This window comes from Borreliella americana (genome assembly GCF_032595795.2).
GTDB classification, from domain to species: Bacteria; Spirochaetota; Spirochaetia; order Borreliales; family Borreliaceae; genus Borreliella; species Borreliella americana.
Genome location: NZ_CP132449.1, coordinates 571,421 through 588,052 on the forward strand (window position 1 = coordinate 571,421; position 16,632 = coordinate 588,052).

General features: G+C 27.9%; 16 protein-coding genes and 1 tRNA gene. 11 read left to right on the forward strand and 6 right to left on the reverse strand.

The annotated features are described in order from the left end of the window. Nucleotides 1–2 precede the first annotated feature (2 nt). Nucleotides 3–572, forward strand: a complete 570-nt coding sequence (crr, locus tag QIA00_RS02785) for a PTS glucose transporter subunit IIA (RefSeq protein ID WP_151060193.1) — start codon at nucleotides 3–5, stop codon at nucleotides 570–572. 55 nt (nucleotides 573–627) lie between these two features. Here the strand turns inward: crr and htpG are convergent, their stop codons facing one another. Then, nucleotides 628–2,478, reverse strand: a complete 1,851-nt coding sequence (gene htpG / locus QIA00_RS02790) for a molecular chaperone HtpG (RefSeq protein ID WP_316257343.1) — start codon at nucleotides 2,476–2,478, stop codon at nucleotides 628–630. A 112-nt stretch (nucleotides 2,479–2,590) separates the two neighbouring features. Between htpG and gnd the strand changes: the two genes are divergently transcribed. Further along, on the forward strand, nucleotides 2,591–3,985 hold the full coding sequence (gnd, locus tag QIA00_RS02795; protein ID WP_316257345.1) for a decarboxylating NADP(+)-dependent phosphogluconate dehydrogenase: 1,395 nt from the start codon (nucleotides 2,591–2,593) through the stop codon (nucleotides 3,983–3,985). Between the two features lie 26 nt (nucleotides 3,986–4,011). Here the strand turns inward: gnd and QIA00_RS02800 are convergent, their stop codons facing one another. From QIA00_RS02800 to QIA00_RS02810, 3 genes are all read right to left on the reverse strand, one after another. Beyond that, on the reverse strand, nucleotides 4,012–4,554 hold the full coding sequence (locus QIA00_RS02800; protein WP_316257346.1) for a DUF3996 domain-containing protein: 543 nt from the start codon (nucleotides 4,552–4,554) through the stop codon (nucleotides 4,012–4,014). A gap of 153 nt (nucleotides 4,555–4,707) precedes the next feature. After that, nucleotides 4,708–5,226, reverse strand: coding sequence for a DUF3996 domain-containing protein (locus tag QIA00_RS02805; protein ID WP_316257348.1), 519 nt, complete (start codon nucleotides 5,224–5,226; stop codon nucleotides 4,708–4,710). Between the two features lie 82 nt (nucleotides 5,227–5,308). Beyond that, on the reverse strand, nucleotides 5,309–5,917 hold the full coding sequence (locus tag QIA00_RS02810) for a BAPKO_0422 family outer member beta-barrel protein (protein ID WP_316257350.1): 609 nt from the start codon (nucleotides 5,915–5,917) through the stop codon (nucleotides 5,309–5,311). Nucleotides 5,918–6,128: 211 nt separating this feature from the next. On the opposite strand from QIA00_RS02810, the gene QIA00_RS02815 reads away from it, so the two are divergent. Genes QIA00_RS02815 through QIA00_RS02840 form a run of 6 tightly spaced genes read left to right on the forward strand, consistent with a single transcriptional unit; the run spans nucleotide 6,129 to nucleotide 12,562 of the window. Beyond that, on the forward strand, nucleotides 6,129–6,671 hold the full coding sequence (locus QIA00_RS02815; protein WP_316257352.1) for a chemotaxis protein CheW: 543 nt from the start codon (nucleotides 6,129–6,131) through the stop codon (nucleotides 6,669–6,671). Between the two features lie 12 nt (nucleotides 6,672–6,683). Further along, a complete protein-coding gene (locus tag QIA00_RS02820; RefSeq protein WP_231014209.1) occupies nucleotides 6,684–6,995 on the forward strand; it encodes an STAS domain-containing protein in 312 nt (103 codons plus the stop codon). Between the two features lie 15 nt (nucleotides 6,996–7,010). Then, the gene (locus QIA00_RS02825; protein WP_316257354.1) at nucleotides 7,011–9,155 is read left to right on the forward strand and encodes a chemotaxis protein CheA; all 2,145 of its coding nucleotides are present in this window, start codon (nucleotides 7,011–7,013) and stop codon (nucleotides 9,153–9,155) included. A gap of 57 nt (nucleotides 9,156–9,212) precedes the next feature. Beyond that, complete coding sequence (locus tag QIA00_RS02830) at nucleotides 9,213–10,370, forward strand: CheB methylesterase domain-containing protein (protein WP_316257356.1); 1,158 nt, start codon at nucleotides 9,213–9,215, stop codon at nucleotides 10,368–10,370. A 2-nt stretch (nucleotides 10,371–10,372) separates the two neighbouring features. After that, nucleotides 10,373–12,148, forward strand: coding sequence for a BB0569 family chemotaxis protein (locus QIA00_RS02835; protein ID WP_316257358.1), 1,776 nt, complete (start codon nucleotides 10,373–10,375; stop codon nucleotides 12,146–12,148). Between the two features lie 39 nt (nucleotides 12,149–12,187). Continuing rightward, entirely contained in the window at nucleotides 12,188–12,562 is a 375-nt protein-coding gene (locus tag QIA00_RS02840; RefSeq protein ID WP_002557158.1) for a response regulator, read from the forward strand. A gap of 277 nt (nucleotides 12,563–12,839) precedes the next feature. On the opposite strand, the gene QIA00_RS02845 is transcribed toward QIA00_RS02840, so the two are convergent. Both QIA00_RS02845 and pyrH read right to left on the reverse strand, forming a co-directional pair. Then, a tRNA-Leu gene (locus QIA00_RS02845) sits at nucleotides 12,840–12,923 on the reverse strand. A gap of 8 nt (nucleotides 12,924–12,931) precedes the next feature. Then, nucleotides 12,932–13,621, reverse strand: a complete 690-nt coding sequence (pyrH, locus tag QIA00_RS02850) for a UMP kinase (protein ID WP_316257359.1) — start codon at nucleotides 13,619–13,621, stop codon at nucleotides 12,932–12,934. Between the two features lie 199 nt (nucleotides 13,622–13,820). Here pyrH and QIA00_RS02855 point away from each other — a divergent pair, with 199 nt between their 5' ends. The 3 genes from QIA00_RS02855 (at nucleotide 13,821) to QIA00_RS02865 (ending at nucleotide 16,623) form a co-directional block, all read left to right on the forward strand. Beyond that, nucleotides 13,821–14,897, forward strand: coding sequence for a glycosyltransferase family 2 protein (locus tag QIA00_RS02855; protein ID WP_316257360.1), 1,077 nt, complete (start codon nucleotides 13,821–13,823; stop codon nucleotides 14,895–14,897). Nucleotides 14,898–14,958: 61 nt separating this feature from the next. Continuing rightward, nucleotides 14,959–15,768, forward strand: a complete 810-nt coding sequence (locus QIA00_RS02860; protein WP_316257361.1) for an ATP-binding cassette domain-containing protein — start codon at nucleotides 14,959–14,961, stop codon at nucleotides 15,766–15,768. A 3-nt stretch (nucleotides 15,769–15,771) separates the two neighbouring features. After that, nucleotides 15,772–16,623: a hypothetical protein gene (locus tag QIA00_RS02865; RefSeq protein ID WP_316257362.1), complete on the forward strand. Its 852-nt coding sequence runs from the start codon at nucleotides 15,772–15,774 to the stop codon at nucleotides 16,621–16,623. The last annotated feature ends 9 nt before the right edge of the window (nucleotides 16,624–16,632 follow it).

Genomic DNA, 16,632 nt, shown 5'->3' on the forward strand with positions numbered 1-16,632 from the left:
TTATGGGGTTTTTAGATTTTTTTAAAAAAACCGCTACATTGGATTTGATTGCTCCGATTAGTGGAAAAGTTATGTCAATTGATAAGGTTCCCGATGAAGCTTTTGCTGAAAAAATAGTTGGCGATGGAATTGCAATTCTTCCAACAAGTAATGAATTGTTAGCGCCTTGTGATGGGAAAATAGGTAAAATTTTTAAAACCAATCATGCCTTTAGCCTTGAAACTAAAGAGGGCGTTGAAATTTTTGTCCATTTTGGAATTAATACTCTTAATTTAAATGGTAAGGGTTTTACAAGAGTTGCTGAGGAGGGCATTAATGTTAAACAAGGCGAAGTTATTATTAGACTTGATCTTGAATATTTAAAAGAGCATTCAGAATCTGTTATTACTCCGGTTGTTATTGCAAATTCTGATGAAGTTTCAAGCATAGAATATTCTTTTGGAAGGCTTGAAAATGATTCTGAATATATTTTGTTATCCTCGACTGTTTTAACAGAAGAAATTAGGCATAAAATATCTCAAACAAAGCCTGTTACAGCAGGCAAAGATTTGGTATTGCGAGTTAAAAAGTAAAAAGAGAGAGTTTTAAGCTCTCTCTTTTTACTTTTAATTATCTTTTTGCTTTTAATTATAAGAAGTCTTTTTCTATAAATTCGTTTATTATATTTATGAATTTTCCTGGATTTTTGCTTGGCATTCCTGAAGTTAACATAGCTTCTTCAAAAAGGAGAATGCTTATTTTTTCTAATTTTTCAGGCTCTAGATTTTTTAAATTTTGGACTATTTTATTATTAGGATTTAATTCAAGTATTGGTTTAATTTCTTTTACTTCTTGACCCATTGACAGCATAATTTTTTGCATTTGGTAAGTTGGATCATTGCTATCAATTATTATTGCTGAAGGCTCTTTTATCAATGTTGCTGATAGATTGACTTCTTTTATATGATCCTTAAGGATTTCTTTTACTTTGGTAAGGATATCTTTGAATTCTTCTTCAATTTTTTTGAAATTTTCATCTTTTAATTCATTACTAGTTTCGTTTTTATTTATTGCTTTTAGTTTTAATCCTTCGTATTCTGGAATTAGATTTAATATAGCCTCATCAAGTTCATCGTCCATGATTAGGATTTCAAATCCTTTTTCTTTATAAGCAGCTACTATTGGGTTTTCTTTTAATATATTTTCTTTACCGCCTGTTATATAGTAAATGCTTTTTTGGCCTTCATTCATTCTTTCCTTATACTCTTTAAAAGATACAAACCCATCCACGCTTGAGGATTTAAATCTTATTAATGAGATAAGCTTTTCTCTGTTTTCAAAGTCAGAATACACACCTTCTTTAATGCATCTTCCAAATTCTTTAGAAAACTCTGAAAATTTTTCAGGATTTTTTTTGCTTAGCTTTTCAAGCTCACTTAGTATTTTTTTTACAGAAGATGACTTTATTTTAGACAAAATTTTATTTTGCTGTAAAATTTCTCTACTTACATTGAGCGGTAAATCTTGGCAGTCTATAATTCCTTTTATGAATCTTAGATAGTTTGGAAGCAAGCTGCCTTCAGAATCTGTAATAAATATTCTATTTATAAATAGCTTTACCCCGGGTTTAGTGTTTGGGTAATATAGATCATAGGGAGCTTTACTTGGGACATAAAATAAATTTGTATATTCTAAATTGCCTTCGGCTTTTGTATGAATATGCATTAATGGATTTTCATAATCAAAGGTTGTATTTTTATAAAATTCATTATATTCTTCTTCTTTAATTTCGCTTTTATTTTTTGTCCAAAGAGCAGTAGTTTCATTTAATTTTTCTTCTTTTTCTTCTGTTCCCTCTTGTTTTCCATCCTTCATTATAGGTTCGCTGTATTTAATATAAATGGGATAATTTATGTGATTTGAATATTTTTTGATAATTTCTTGAATTTTCCATTTATTGGCATATTCAAGGCCTTCTTTATTAAGATATAGCTTTATTTCTGTACCTGTATCTTCTTTTTTTGCTTTTTCTATTTCATATCCTGTTTTACCGTCGCTAGACCAAATATAAGCATCACTTTCTAGTGCTTTTTTTGATGTAACTTCTACTTTTTCTGATACTATGAATGCACTGTAAAATCCAACTCCAAACTGGCCAATTAGGCTTGCAGATTTTTTTTCATCTTGTTTTAAATTGTTAATAAATTCTTTAGTTCCTGATTTTGCAATTACACCAAGATGATTAGTTAAATCTTGTTCATCCATTCCGATTCCATTATCTTTAATTAGGATGCTTTTATCATCGAATGATATTTCTATTTTTGGTTCTAGAGCAATGTTTTTGAATTTTTCGTTTGTCAAGCTTAAAAACTTGAGTTTATCAATGGCGTCAGACGCATTTGATATCAATTCTCTTAAAAATATTTCTTTGTGGGAGTAAAGAGAGTGTATGATTAAATAAAGCAAATCATTTACTTCTGTATCAAATTGTTTTTTCATGTAACTTTTCCTTTTTAATTTAATCTTTACTTTTTTTATAATATAACATAATCTAAAAATAATAAATAAAGCAATTTGTTTAAAATAGAAAATTAGAATCAAGGAGAATGCAATGGATGTAGGAATTTATGGACTTGGTGTTATGGGTAGTAATTTAGCTCTAAATATTGCTGATAACGGTTTTAATGTTTCTGTTTACAATAGAGATAATGAAAAAACTGAAATTTTTGTTAAACAAAATTCTCATAAAAAGATAAATGGTTTTAAAGATATTGAATCTTTTGTCAAAAGCTTGAAAGCTCCAAAAAAAGTCATCTTAATGGTGACAAGCTCCGCTATAGAAAAGGTTATTGAGCAAATTTTGCCCTTTATGAATAAATCAGACATAATTATTGATGGTGGAAATTCTCATTATAAGAGCACAATGAGATTGGAAAAAGAATTGTTTGCCAAGGACATTTATTTTGTAGGACTTGGAATTTCTGGAGGAGAGAGAGGAGCAAGATTTGGTCCTGCGCTAATGTATGGAGGAAGTAAATCAGCTTATGAAATTCTTGAGCCCATGTTAAATAAAATTGCAGCTAAAACTAAAAACAATGATATTTGTTCGGCTTATATTGGAGAGAACGGTTCTGGGCACTATGTTAAAATGATACATAATGGGGTGGAATACGCTGATATGCAGCTTATCAGCGAGGTTTATTTTTTCATGAAAAAAGCTTTCAATTTAGATAATTTGAAAATTTCTGAAGTTTTTGAAAAATGGAATGAAGGCGATCTTTCGGGGTATTTACTAGAAATAACTTCTAAGATTCTTAGATACAAAGAAAATAATGAATATTTAGTTGATAAGATTTTAGATATTGCAAATCAAAAAGGCACTGGTGTTTGGACATCTATTGATGCTCTTGAATTTGGTATGCCTGTAAATTTAATTGTTGAATCCGTTTTTTCAAGATTTATGTCGGGGTTAAAACACGAAAGAATTATTGCTAGCGATTTGCTTAAGATGGATACTTCTTCTTTTGAGTTTGAGCTTAGTGATTGGATTTTAGATCTTTATTATGCTCTTTTAGTTTCAAAAATAGTAGCTTATGCTCAAGGTTTTATGATGCTTAAGACTGCGTCTGTGAATTATGGTTGGGATTTAAATTTAGGTAAAATTTCTTTGGTTTGGAGAGAAGGCTGTATTATTCGTAGCAGTTTTTTAGATAAAATTAAATTGGCTTATGATAAGAATCCTCATCTTATTAATTTGCTTTTTGATGATTATTTTTTAGATTTGCTAAAAAATAATCACAAATCTTTAAGAAGAATAATTTCAAAGGCTAGTGAAATTGGGATTCCTTTGCCTGCATTTTATGCTAGCCTTTCGTTTTTAGATTCTTATTCTACTAATTATTTACCCTCTAATCTAATTCAAGCACAAAGAGATTTTTTTGGTGCTCATTCTTTTGAAAGATTAGACTCAAAACGAGGTGAATTTTTTCATAGTGCTTGGCAATAAATTTAATAAGTTAGAATGAATTAGCACTAAAAGATATAGTACTTAGCAAATATTCCTCCAGCAAAGTTTGATTTTATGCCTGAATAGGTTCTGTGTTGTGCAAGAGATCTTGTATTTGAGATGAATTCTATTGAAGGTGCTATTTTCATGCCTATTTCTAAATTTTCTGTAATGTCATAAAAAATAACCAATGGAATTCTTATTCCAAATCCTAATTCTACATTTATTAATTTAGATGTGTGAGACGATATGCTTATATTCCCTCCTATTCCAGTTCCTAAATTTAAATTTTTTATCAAAGATATTGTAAAAATGAAATCAAGTGCTGCTATTGCTAATAAATTAAAATCATAAAATTTTGATTCAAGTTTGGGGCCTGATAAATTTATTCCATTACTACCACCATAGCCTATTTCAAAATCAATAAAAGGAAGTGACATTATTAAGTTAATAATTGGATTTCCAACACTTGCTCCAAAGCCAATTCCTCTATTTAAATACGAATCTTTTGCAAAACCATTTGTAGATATGTTTGCAATCATGATAAATAACATAAAAATTTTTTTCACCGTTGTCTCCCAAATTTTGTCTTATTATTTTATTTTTGAATTTTAAAAAAATAAAAACAAGACCTTACCTCTTAAATCTTATGTTTAAGTTTTGGGAGCTCGGTTTGATTTTCAACAATTGTTCTTTTTTAAAAAATTTAAAAAATTTTATTATTAAGTAAACCAGAATCTCATTCCTAATCCTGCGAATACTTCCCACCTAAATCCAATTCCATTACTCCAAATGTTCATTCCAAGTCCCGGAGCTATTCGTAAAAATATGTCGAATTTCTTTCTAAATACTTCAATATTTAAAGCTAAAGGCAATCTTGCTCCGATGCTCATTGGCCCTGAGCCTGACCTGTTGCCTTCAAATCTTGAAAACCATATTGTCCCATATCCCCCTGCGCCAACTGAAAAATCCAAAATATTAGCAGCTCCTGGGAATGTATATATATAGAAAATATAGTCCAATGCTATAAACAATGTTTTCCAGTCTGAAAATAAATTATTTACTCCGCTGTAAAGACCAATGTCAAGATCAAAGTTTCCTATATTAATCTGTAGAGCAATTGGTAATGGAAGTATAATTCCTACTCCAAATTTACCTCTTGCAGATTCATTTGAATTTGAAAATCCTGAGATTGGGGCCAATAAAATAATGATTGACATAATAATTATTTTTGTTCTCATCGCTTTATTATCTCCTAAACATAACATTCTAGCCTTTAGAAGAATTTTAGTTCAATAATTTTTTTTATCTAAAAAGTGAAAACTATATCTTAAGAGAGCCTTTTATTCCAATAGAAAAGTTACCTTTTATTGGAAAAATTAAATTTCCGTTAGGCATTTGTCCAATAAAAATTGATGGTGTTGTTTTTATTATTATTTCAATAATGTCATAATAAGCTTCATATATTATTCCTAAGGGCAGACCTACTCCGATTTTATAGGTAATCCCAGAAGAAACATTTATTGAATTTGATGGGCTTGTAATTTTGCCTATTTCAAAAAATAGGCCAGATCCCAAGAAAAAGAAAAAATTTGAATCTTTAATTCTTGAATTTAAAAATATATAATCACAATATGTTTTAAATAGCAATGCTATTGGTGATTTTGGAAAAAATTCTGAGGCACTCAATATTGTTACTCCTACCCCAATGTCAAAGTTATTAATGCTGAATTCTATTGCAGTAGGGTAAGGCAGAATAAAACCAAATTTTATTTCAGTTTTTGTTTTTAAGCTTTCTATTTTTGGAGCAGGTATACTGTTTTGATCAGTTATATTGTTTTTAGATTTTTCGTTTGTGAAAATATTTTCAACATTGAAAAATAATGTAGTAATAATTATTAATAATCTGATTAGTTTGTTTTTACTTTGCATTGTTAACTTTTTTATCTGAAATTTAATTTAAATAAACCACAACTTTCTACCTTAAATTATAAGATAGAATTCTTCTAAAATTATATTTTTTATTGTTTTTGGGAAATTAAATTTTATTAACTTCTAATTTGTATTTATGAATATATGAGGTAATATTAATTTTGATATTAGCATTCTATTTGTGATTTAAATTACATTTAAAGGGGCGTTTATGGGCATAGATTCAGATTTGCAAGATTCTTTAAGCCAGTATCTTTTATTTAGTTTGGACGAACTTTATGCTATTGAGATTAAATATGTTGTTGAGGTTTTAGAATATACTAAGATATCAAAAATCCCAAGAACTCCCAATTACATGGCAGGAATAATAAATAATAGGGGTAAAATCGTTCCAATAATTGATATTCGAAAACAATTTGGAATGAGAGATCGTGCTGTTGATGAGGATGAGAAAAAGAGAAATAAGGGAGTTAACATTTCAAATATTATTATATTAAATTTAGTTTACGAGGGAGATGAATTTAATCTTGGAATTTTAGTAGATTATGTCAATGAAGTTCTTGAATTAGATCCATTTAGTATTGATGATGCTCCCAAGATTGGATCAGGGTTTAATTCAAAATTTATTTCAGGAATTGGTAAAAGTAATGATAAGTTTATTATTATTTTAAATGTAGAAAATTTATTTGATGTTAGGGAGCTTTCTAAATTTAGAAATACAACAATATATGATCCTGAGTATCAGCAGCAATAGGAGTTTTTAGTCATGATTTATAGGCCGGAAGGAGAGCTTGTAATAAATAGTATTTTTAAGGTAAAAGAAGATTTGTTGCATATTTTTAAAAAAATGAAAGAAGGGGATACTCTTACTATTGATCTTTCAAATGTTGAAAAAATAGATATTACCTTTATACAAATTTTGTATGCATCTAATAAATATGCTAAGAATAGAAATTTGTTTGTAAAAATTGAGTATCCATCCGACGAGGTTTTAAGTTCATTAATATATGGTGGGTTTTTAGTCGATATTGAGGATGTTGATAGCTTTGATTTGGGACTTAATTTAGTTGGATTTTAGATTTAAGGAAAGCTTATGGATAGTAGTGATGTTATTGACAAATTTAAGAATTCCTTTAAGGAAGAATCAATAGAAAATATTTCAGATATTGAGCAAGCACTTCTTAATCTTGAGGTAAGCTCAGATCAAGATATTATTAATTCTATTTTTAGAAATTTACATACCATAAAGGGAAGTTCTGGTATGTTCGGCTTTAATTTTACAGCATCGCTTGTCCACGAAATAGAAACAGTTCTTGATGTTATAAAAAATGGTAAAGCCACTTTTAATCAGGCTGCTATTGATGCTACCTTAATGTCTGTTGATTTTATTAGAGAGCTTATTGAAGGTGATGAAGTAATTTCTGAGATTGACTTTGATAAGCGCAAACAGTTTTTGGTAAATGAAATTAAAAAGGGTTTTGAGAGTTCTAATGATGTTAAGGGCGCTTTTCAAGAAGTTTTAGAAAATGATTTTTCAAAGTCTGATAACAGTTTGGTTTTAGAAGAATCTGTTAAATTAAATTCAGAGGATAAATTTGATGATGAGGCTTTGCGGTCTGAATTTAAGAGCTATAAAATTCTTTTTTCTCCGGCTAAGGGTATTTTGTTTCATGGTCACAAGCCTATAAATTTATTGAGCAAGTTGATTAATTTAGGTAGTGGTTATGTTAGGGCCAAAGTAGATAACATTCCTGATTTAGAGCTTATCTCTCCTGATAATGTTTATGTTGATTGGGAAATAAAGCTAGATACAGAAGAGAGCAGAGAGAGCATTGAAGATATTTTTACATTTTTAGATTCTCAATCAAAAATTGATATTCAAGAGTTGGATAAATGTTTAGAAGCAGATGAAGGCAATAATATAGAGTCTAAAAATTTTAATTTATTAGGCCTAGATAGAAGCAGCAAAGATTCTGCTAATTCTTCATTGGAAAAATCGGAATTTGTTGGGAAATCCTTTTTCAATGGAGATAAAAATAGGTCTAATGTTCAAGATGATACTGCTAGAAGCAAGGTTAATATTGCTAGTATTAAGGTGGATTCTAAAAAACTTGATCATTTGGTAAATCTTGTTGGAGAACTTGTTACAATACAATCAAAACTTTCAAAAGAAGCTGAAAATAGAAATAGCAATATTTTAAATTCAATATCAGCAGAATTTTCTTTGCTTATTAATGAGCTTAGAGATTATACAACAGGGCTTAGAACAGTTCCTATTGAAATTTTGTTTGTAAAATTTCAAAGGATAGTAAAAGATTTATCTACTAGTCTTGGGAAGTCAATTCTTTATCATTCTTATGGAGGCGACACTGTTCTTGACAAAAGTATTATTGAAAAGCTAAATGAACCTTTAGTTCATTTAATTCGCAACTCAATAGATCATGGAATTGAATCGTCTCAAGAGAGAGAAAGCTTAGGCAAAGACCCTAAAGGCATTATTAAGCTTTCAGCGTGTCAATCTGGAGATTCTGTTATTGTTATTATTGAGGATGATGGAAGAGGTCTTGATAAGAATAAAATACTTAAAAAAGCTATAGAGCGCAATATAATTTCTGATTCAGTTGCTAAAACTTTATCAGATATTGATGTTTATAATTTAATTTTTGAGCCTGGATTTTCAACTGCAAGTTCTGTTACTGATATATCAGGTCGTGGAGTTGGCATGGATGTTGTTAAAAAACAGGTTGAATCCTTAAGAGGAAATGTTTTACTTGAAAGTGAATTTGGCAAATATACTAGAATTAAGTTAATTTTTCCATTGACCTTAGCTATTATTGAGGGTTGGCTTGTCAGAGTAAAAGATGAGCATTTTATTGTTCCTCTTTCTAATGTTGAGTCTTGTTTAGAATCTAATAAGCTAATTTCTCAGATAGATGGGATTGAGACTAAAAGCAATGTAATGAATTATAGGGGCAGTATGATTAGTTATATTAGGCTTAGAGAGTTTTTTCAGGTTTCTAGTGAGAAAAATTTAAATGAGCAAGTTGTTGTTGTAAATACAAATAGCGGGAAAATGGGCATTGTGGTTGACGAAGTTTTAGGGCAACATCAAACTGTTATAAAATCTTTGGGAAAAATTTATTCTCGAGTAGAAGGGGTTTCTGGAGCTACTATACTTGGTGATGGAAGTTTGGCTTTAGTTGTTGATATAGATGCAATAACTAAACTTATAAAATAAAGAAAATAGAAAATGCAGATTTTTGGTTTTAAAGGTTAAAAATATTAAAATATAATAATGAAGATATTGGTAATTGATATTCAAGGTCTTATAAAGCAGGTTTTTGTTAGAGCTTTTTCTAAAGATAATGATGTTGAGATATTAAATGCTGGTTTTAATTCTTTAAATCTTATTAATGTATTTTTACAAAAGTTCCCAGATTTAGTTATTATTGATGAGAATACTGCAAGATCTAATTTTGGGAATTCTTTAAACAATGTTCTTAATAACATATCTCTTCCGGTTGTATTTATTGCACAAAATGAAATGTTTCCAAATTTTGGATGTCTTGAGCAAAGCAAGGAAAAGGTTAGATTAATAATAAATAAGCTTAATTTTAAGCTTACAGTTAATTTATTTCGCAGTAAGTATTTAGCTTTAATAAAGCTTGAGTTGAAAAATCTAGGCAAAAATAAATTTATATCTTCTTTTGAAGTTAAAAGGATTCAAGCACCCGATTTTTCTAGTAATTCTAAAGTAGAGCTGGGGGAAAATAGTTTAAATGATTCAAGTATAAGAAAAAGTTATAGAGTTTCTGATGTTATTAATTTTGCTCCCAAAAATGATCCGGATGTTATTATTAAATATCAAGGGCTTATCAATAAGCATAAAACCGGTAAAATTATTGTTGTAGGCTCTTCAACGGGTGGTACAGAGGCTTTAAGAATTTTTTTAAGGTCTTTTAAAAAAGATTCTCCCCCAATTATTATTGTCCAGCATATGCCTGGAGGATTTACAAAATCTTTTGCGAAAAATCTAAACAATGAATTTAATATTGATATTAAAGAAGCTGAGGATGGAGATATTCTTCGTCCAGGTCTTGTAATAATTGCTAATGGAAGTTATCATTTGATTGTAAAATATAGTAGCGGAAATTATTTTGTAAACCTATTAGATGGACCTCTTGTTAGTAGACATAAACCTTCTGTGAATGTACTTTTTAGGTCTGCTGCAATGTATGCCGGTTCTAATGCTATTGGAGTTATCCTTACAGGCATGGGAGATGACGGTGCTGTTTGTATGCTTGAAATGAAAAAAAATGGCGCCTATACTATTGCTCAAGATCAAGAAACCTCTGTTGTTTTTGGTATGCCAATGGAAGCTATAAAAATAGGGGCTGTAGACAAAATCCTTCCTTTAAGTGCAATAGCAGATCATGTTCTAAGGAGATCTTAATAATGGATAATGACAATAATGGTTTTTTTGATGTCAACGGTTATTTGGCAACCTTATTTCATAAACTTGAAGCTTTTGATGAGAGCACAAGGCATATTTATTCAAATTTAAGTAAATTAATTCCTAAATTAATAGAAAAAATTTCTAAAGATTCTAAGGATTTATCTTTTAGCATTGATTTGATTTCCAATCTTGATCTTGATAATGATGCTTCTTTGAATAATTTTATAGCTAAAATTATAGGAGCATTAGATGATTTTGTTGCTTACTTTAATTCTTCAACAACTTCTCTTGAATCTCAATTTAGCATAATACAGAGCAAGGTTAAAGATATAGAAATACTTGAAAATGTGATTGAAAGAATGAAAAAAAGCTCTCTTGATATGGAAATAATGTCTATTAATACACTAACAGTTGCTATGAGAGCGGGTAAGGCTGGTGGAGCCTTTTCTTATATTACAAGTGAAATTAAGGTTTTAACCCAATCTATGATCAAACAGGCAGACCAACTTACAAGCAAAGGGCGCGAAGTTAAAATTGGTTTAGATAGAGCTAAAAATCAAGTATATGAAAGCAATACGGCTGAAAATAAAATTCTTGAAGAATTTAGAGATAATTTAATGAAAAAAATAGATGCTTTTTCAGATGGAATAGGAAGCGTTATTGCTCTTTACGATGATATTTTAAAAGTTTTATCTGAATTTAAGTTTAAACTTGTAAATTCTATTTCTTATCTTCAGTTCCAAGATAGGCTAACTCAATCTTTGCAACATTTAAATATTATGTATTCTAATATTGATGTTTTTAAATTTAGAGATATAAGTGAGATCCAAAAATTAAAAATTTTATCAGTTTTTACTGATACGTCAAAAGTTATAGTAAAAGATGTTCTTGAAAAGCTTGAAAAAAATTATACTGTTTTTGAGAAATTTATTGATTCCTCTCTTAGTTCTATTCAAACTATTAACGATTTAAGGTCTGATAATTCTTTATACATAGACATTCCTAAAATAATAGAACAATTTTCTAGCATTTTGTCTGATTTGCTTAGAAGAATTGATGATGTTGAGAAGAATAATTCTAATTTTTTGAATTTATATTATGAACAGGTTAAGCTTATAAAATCGTTAGAATTAATGTTTTCAAATATTTCAGCTATTTCTTCTAGGTTTCAAAATATTAATATAGCCTCAAAGATAGAAGTTGTTAAAAGATCAGAACTTAAAGCTATGGAGGGGAATATTTCAGAAATGTCTAAGATTATAAAAGAAATTGATTCTAATATTACTAAGGGAATAGAATTTTTAGATCAAATAATCTTTTTTCTTGAAAAAGTTGTTAAAGATTATGACAATAGATTTTATCTTGAAAAGAATTATTTTAATAAATTTAAAAAATTATTTATAGAAATTAAAAATGATATTCTTGATATTAAGAATATAGCTATTGATAATATATTGTCTTATGAAGTTTTTTCAGTTGAATTTATGGAAATATTTGAAGAAATGAAATTAGAAGTCTACAATGTTAGAAATTTAAAAAATTCTCTTTTAGATATAGATAACTTTTTAAGCAATATGGAAAGTAAAATAAATTTTAATCTTAATCTAGAATTATCTAAAATTGGAATTCAATCTATTGAGATTGAAGATAAAGAATTTGTCAATAGAATTGCTAATCGATTTACTTTATTTGTTCATAAAAAACACTTATTATCTTTGATAGAGGAAGCTGAGGATGTTCATTCCTTTGATGAGGGTAGTGTAATTTTGTTTTAATTCTTATATACTTTTGGGAGGGTTTTAGGAGAAAATTAGATGAAAAAAAGAATTTTGGTTATTGATGACAATAGAGCAATAAGGCAAAGCGTTGCTTATATTTTAGAACAAAACGGTTTTGGAGTCTCAGAAGCAAAGGATGGTTTAGAAGGGGTTTTAAAATTTAAAGAAGCAGTTGGACAAGGAGATAAAGATTTTGACCTTGTTATTACAGATATCAATATGCCCAATTTAGATGGCATTGGGGTTATTAAGCAGATAAGAGAATTTGGCAGCTTTGTTCCTATACTTGTTCTTACCACCGAATCTGAGCAATCTAAAGTTGATGAGGGTCGTAAAGCGGGTGCTACTGGTTGGCTTGTTAAACCTTTTAATCCTGAAGCTTTAATGAAAACAATCTCAAAGATATTTTAAGTTTATATTTGCAATTAATCTGTAGACTTTAAAGTTTTATTATTTTTATTATAATTAAAATGATTTTCAATATTTTATTTTAAGATAAAGATAACATATTGAAAGAGATGTTTTATCTTTATTTTAATAATATTTAATTTCATTAACCACAAGGTTTATATGTAAATTTTTATTAGTATAAACAAGTAATTTATGAAAGAAAATTTTGTTTAAAAGAAGCAATTATTTTATTAATAATGCCTAATAATTTTGAAGTTTCTAAAAAAATCAATTAAAATACCGGTAGTCGGAGTCGAACCGACACGAAGTTGCCCTCACCAGATTTTGAGTCTGACGCGTCTACCAATTCCGCCATACCGGCACTAACTTTTATTTTACTATAACAGTGCCAAAAAAATCATTATTTTTGTTAAAAACTTTTTCTAAGTTTTCAATGTTATTTCCATTTACTATGTAAAGGGTAAGTCCAAGTTTTGAAGAGAGTTTTGTTGCTATTGGATCAAAAGGTAAATTTAAGCCTGGATTCCACTTTTGTCCCACAATGTTTTGTAATTGTTTCCAATTTAATTTGTTAAAAGCCGTTGCGTTTTTAAATTTTTTTGGATCTTTATCATAAACTTGATTTACGTTTGTTATATTTATAATATCTTTTTTATTAAATTTTTCTGCAAACTTTACGGCAATGTAATCTGTTGAAAATCCCGATTTCCATCCGGAAGCAATTAGTATTTTCCCTTTAAAAGAAAAATTTTTTAAGGGATTGGTAACAATTTTGTCTTTACAAAGGGGATTCATTACTTTACACAGAAATTCTGCGTTTAACTTTGTTGACATTATTCCAATCTCATCAAGTTCATGAACTTTAAAATCAGGATTGATTTTTTTATAAGCGTCTTGGTATTCTCTTGCAACTCTTCCTCCACCAACTATTAAAATGATTTTTCTTTTTTCATTTTCTAGTAGCCATTTAAAAATGAAGCTTTTAAAGTTTTTGATAAATTCTATGTTAATTTGGTTTGAATTTATTACTCCTCCTCCAAGACTTATTATTTCAAGCATTCAAGCTCCTTATTTGGGTTGATGTTTTTTAAATTTTTTACTTTTAATAATATAGCAATTTCTGCTAAACTTTTCATTAAAATAAGTTTGAAACAATACAAACTTGTTAATTATATATTACAATTTAATTGTTATGCAAAAAATTAAAAGAATTTATTGTGAAGTGTTTTAGCGTTGATTTTGCTTAGCAGTTTTTATTTTGGAGGATATTGTGCATAAGTATAAAGTTTCTGTTATTATTTGTTTTTTTAATTCGGCTGAAACTCTTGATGCAATGATAAAGGATGCTGTTAATCAAACATTAAAAGATAAAGAAATTATATTAATTGATGATGGTTCTTATGATGGTAGTTTAGAGATAGCAGAAAAATATGCCAATAAGTATAGCTTTATTAAGATTTTTAGTCAAAAAAATATGGGTCTTTCTGCTTCTAGAGACAAAGGACTTTCTGAGGCTCAAGGGGAATATGTTATTTATTGGGATGGTGATGATTCTGTAGAGAGCACCATGCTTGAAGTTCTATATAACAGAGCAAAAGCAGATAATTCTGATGTTGTTTGTTCTCAATTTTATATTTATTTTCTTGCAATAAATGTAAAAAGAAAATCTCTTCTTCCTTTTCCCAATTACCCATTAACAGGCAAGGAGGCGTTTAAAAATTTGCTTTTTACTGTTTATGCGACTTTTGGAAGGAAAAATTTTGTTGTTGGAACATTATGGGATAAATTGATTAGACGGGAATTAATCTTAAAGAATAATATTCGTCAGCAAAATGTAGTATTTGAAGATATAGTTTTTGTTATGCAAATTTTTTTAAAAGCTTCTAAAGTTTCTTTTGTAAATAATTATTTTTATACTAATTTTCAAAGAATGGGAAGCATGAGTTCTTCTATTAGTGTTTTACATAAATCTAAATTATCTCTTAATACAATGGAAACTTTATTAAAAAGAGAAGGTATTTTTAACGAATGCGAACATTTGTATAAAAGATTTTTTTTGCAATTTTATTATTTTATTTCTTTTAAGCAAATTTATATTATTAGTTGGAATATTCCCGATAAACTTGTTTATAAGGCTTATAAAGAAAAGCTTATTTCTGTTCTTGATGAGATTAAAGGGTTATCTGAATTTCAAGATTGTTATGAATATGCAAAAAGTTTTGGATTTAATGAAATTCAAATTTTACCTAGAATTATGCTAAAAGTTTGGAATTTTAGTTCAAGACTTTATGTAAATTTTTCTATATTTATTTATAGGTTTTTCATAAAAAATTGAATTTATATTTTTAATTTAATTATTTTTTATGTTTTGATTTTTAATTTATTAAGGAGTGTTTATGGCTATTGAGGCTGTTAATGTAAAATTTTCCTATAAGAAAAAAGAAGTATATTCGGATTTAAATTTAAACATTAATACTCCTCAAGCCTATTTGCTTCTTGGGAAAAATGGGGTTGGAAAAACAACTTTGCTTAAACTTGTAAGTGGATTTTTGGAGCCTCTAAAAGGGAAAATTTTATTTAACTCTTTGGCAACTTTTCCAAGAGATCCTTTGAATTTAGTAAATTTGTTTTTTATTCCTGAAGAATTTTCACTTCCTAGATTGTCTTTAGCCGAATATAGTAAAGCTTTATCTATATTTTATCCAAATTTTAATAAAGCAGATTTTAAAAAATATTTATCGAATTTTGATCTTGACATTTCTCTTGATCTATCTTCAGCTTCTTTTGGACAGAAGAAAAAAAGTATTATCGCATTCTCTCTAGCTTCAGATGTTTCTTGTTTGTTGTTTGACGAGCCAACAAATAGTCTTGATATTGTTTCAAAAAATGTTTTTAGGAATATGCTTTCTAATTTAAAAGATAGAATCATTTTTATTACGGGCCACAATGTAAGGGATTTGGCAGGAGTTGTGGATCATTTAATTATTGTTGGGGAAAAATCAATTCTTTTTTCCAATTCAGTATCTTATATTAATAAAAATTATAAGATTAAAATTATCAGTGAACTAAACGGAAATGAATTATATTATGAAAAAACTAAGGATGGATTTAAGGCACTTTATTTTGAAAGCAGTAATGGAACTGAAGCTGTTGATATTGAGTTTTTCTTTTTGTATATTACTGAAAATAAAAGGGAGAAGCAATAAAATATGTTTAGCTTAAAAAGATTTTTAAGTTTATTTTATTTTGATTTTATTTATAATAAAAAATTCTATACTTTGTTGATAATTCAAATTTTAGGAATGATATTTATATCTTATTTACTTGTTAGATTTTATTGGAATTTTTCAGCAATTGATTTTTTAAAATTTTTTGCTCCTAAAATTTTCATTTTAACCTTGATTATATCAATTTTTACTATGTGTGATTATTACAAAGTAATTCACGATCCGTTTAGAAATATTCTTTATTTATCTTTACCTGTTTCAACTTTTGAGCATTATTTTTTCAATTTAATTAAATATTTATTTGCACTACCTTTGATTTTAATATTTATTTATTACTTTGGGGTTAATATTTTTTTATTCCTAGATAATGTCTTCTTTTTAAGGGGCGAGAATACTGTATTCTTAGAATTAAGATATTTTTCTGATTTTTTATTTTTTCGTTATTTTAATTTTTTATCTATTTTTCCAATCTTTATGTTTTTTAGAATAGCTTTTAAAACGCATCCTTTTGTTAAGATTTTGATATTCTTTTTAGGGACCATTGTGTTATTGTTTTTTTTTACCTCTTTTTTTTATTTGGGTTTTAAATATGTTCCATGTTCTTCAGATTTAATTTTTTCTTTTGATAGATTTTTATTTGACCTGTTTTTTAAAATAGTTTATAGTTTGGGATTTTTTTTGTATTTAGCTTCATATTTTAAGATAGTAGAGCTTGGAAGTATTAGGAAAAAAAGCAATTTGTTTGCTATTATTGGGTTATTGGTTTTTTTGGCAATGTTTAATTATTACTATTTAACCAAAGGTTCATTATATTGTTTTGTTGATTATAACTAAAATAGTTCA

Bases quoted from the DNA above. Each gene is read 5' to 3' on its own strand.
- crr (WP_151060193.1), top strand. From the start codon at position 3: ATGGGGTTTTTAGATTTTTTTAAAAAAACCGCTACATTGGATTTGATT.
- QIA00_RS02805 (WP_316257348.1), bottom strand. From the start codon at position 5,226: ATGAGAACAAAAATAATTATTATGTCAATCATTATTTTATTGGCCCCA.
- gnd (WP_316257345.1), top strand. From the start codon at position 2,591: ATGGATGTAGGAATTTATGGACTTGGTGTTATGGGTAGTAATTTAGCT.
- QIA00_RS02820 (WP_231014209.1), top strand. From the start codon at position 6,684: ATGATTTATAGGCCGGAAGGAGAGCTTGTAATAAATAGTATTTTTAAG.
- QIA00_RS02815 (WP_316257352.1), top strand. From the start codon at position 6,129: ATGGGCATAGATTCAGATTTGCAAGATTCTTTAAGCCAGTATCTTTTA.
- htpG (WP_316257343.1), bottom strand. From the start codon at position 2,478: ATGAAAAAACAATTTGATACAGAAGTAAATGATTTGCTTTATTTAATC.
- QIA00_RS02865 (WP_316257362.1), top strand. From the start codon at position 15,772: ATGTTTAGCTTAAAAAGATTTTTAAGTTTATTTTATTTTGATTTTATT.
- QIA00_RS02830 (WP_316257356.1), top strand. From the start codon at position 9,213: ATGAAGATATTGGTAATTGATATTCAAGGTCTTATAAAGCAGGTTTTT.
- QIA00_RS02835 (WP_316257358.1), top strand. From the start codon at position 10,373: ATGGATAATGACAATAATGGTTTTTTTGATGTCAACGGTTATTTGGCA.
- QIA00_RS02840 (WP_002557158.1), top strand. From the start codon at position 12,188: ATGAAAAAAAGAATTTTGGTTATTGATGACAATAGAGCAATAAGGCAA.
- QIA00_RS02825 (WP_316257354.1), top strand. From the start codon at position 7,011: ATGGATAGTAGTGATGTTATTGACAAATTTAAGAATTCCTTTAAGGAA.
- QIA00_RS02860 (WP_316257361.1), top strand. From the start codon at position 14,959: ATGGCTATTGAGGCTGTTAATGTAAAATTTTCCTATAAGAAAAAAGAA.
- pyrH (WP_316257359.1), bottom strand. From the start codon at position 13,621: ATGCTTGAAATAATAAGTCTTGGAGGAGGAGTAATAAATTCAAACCAA.
- QIA00_RS02810 (WP_316257350.1), bottom strand. From the start codon at position 5,917: ATGCAAAGTAAAAACAAACTAATCAGATTATTAATAATTATTACTACA.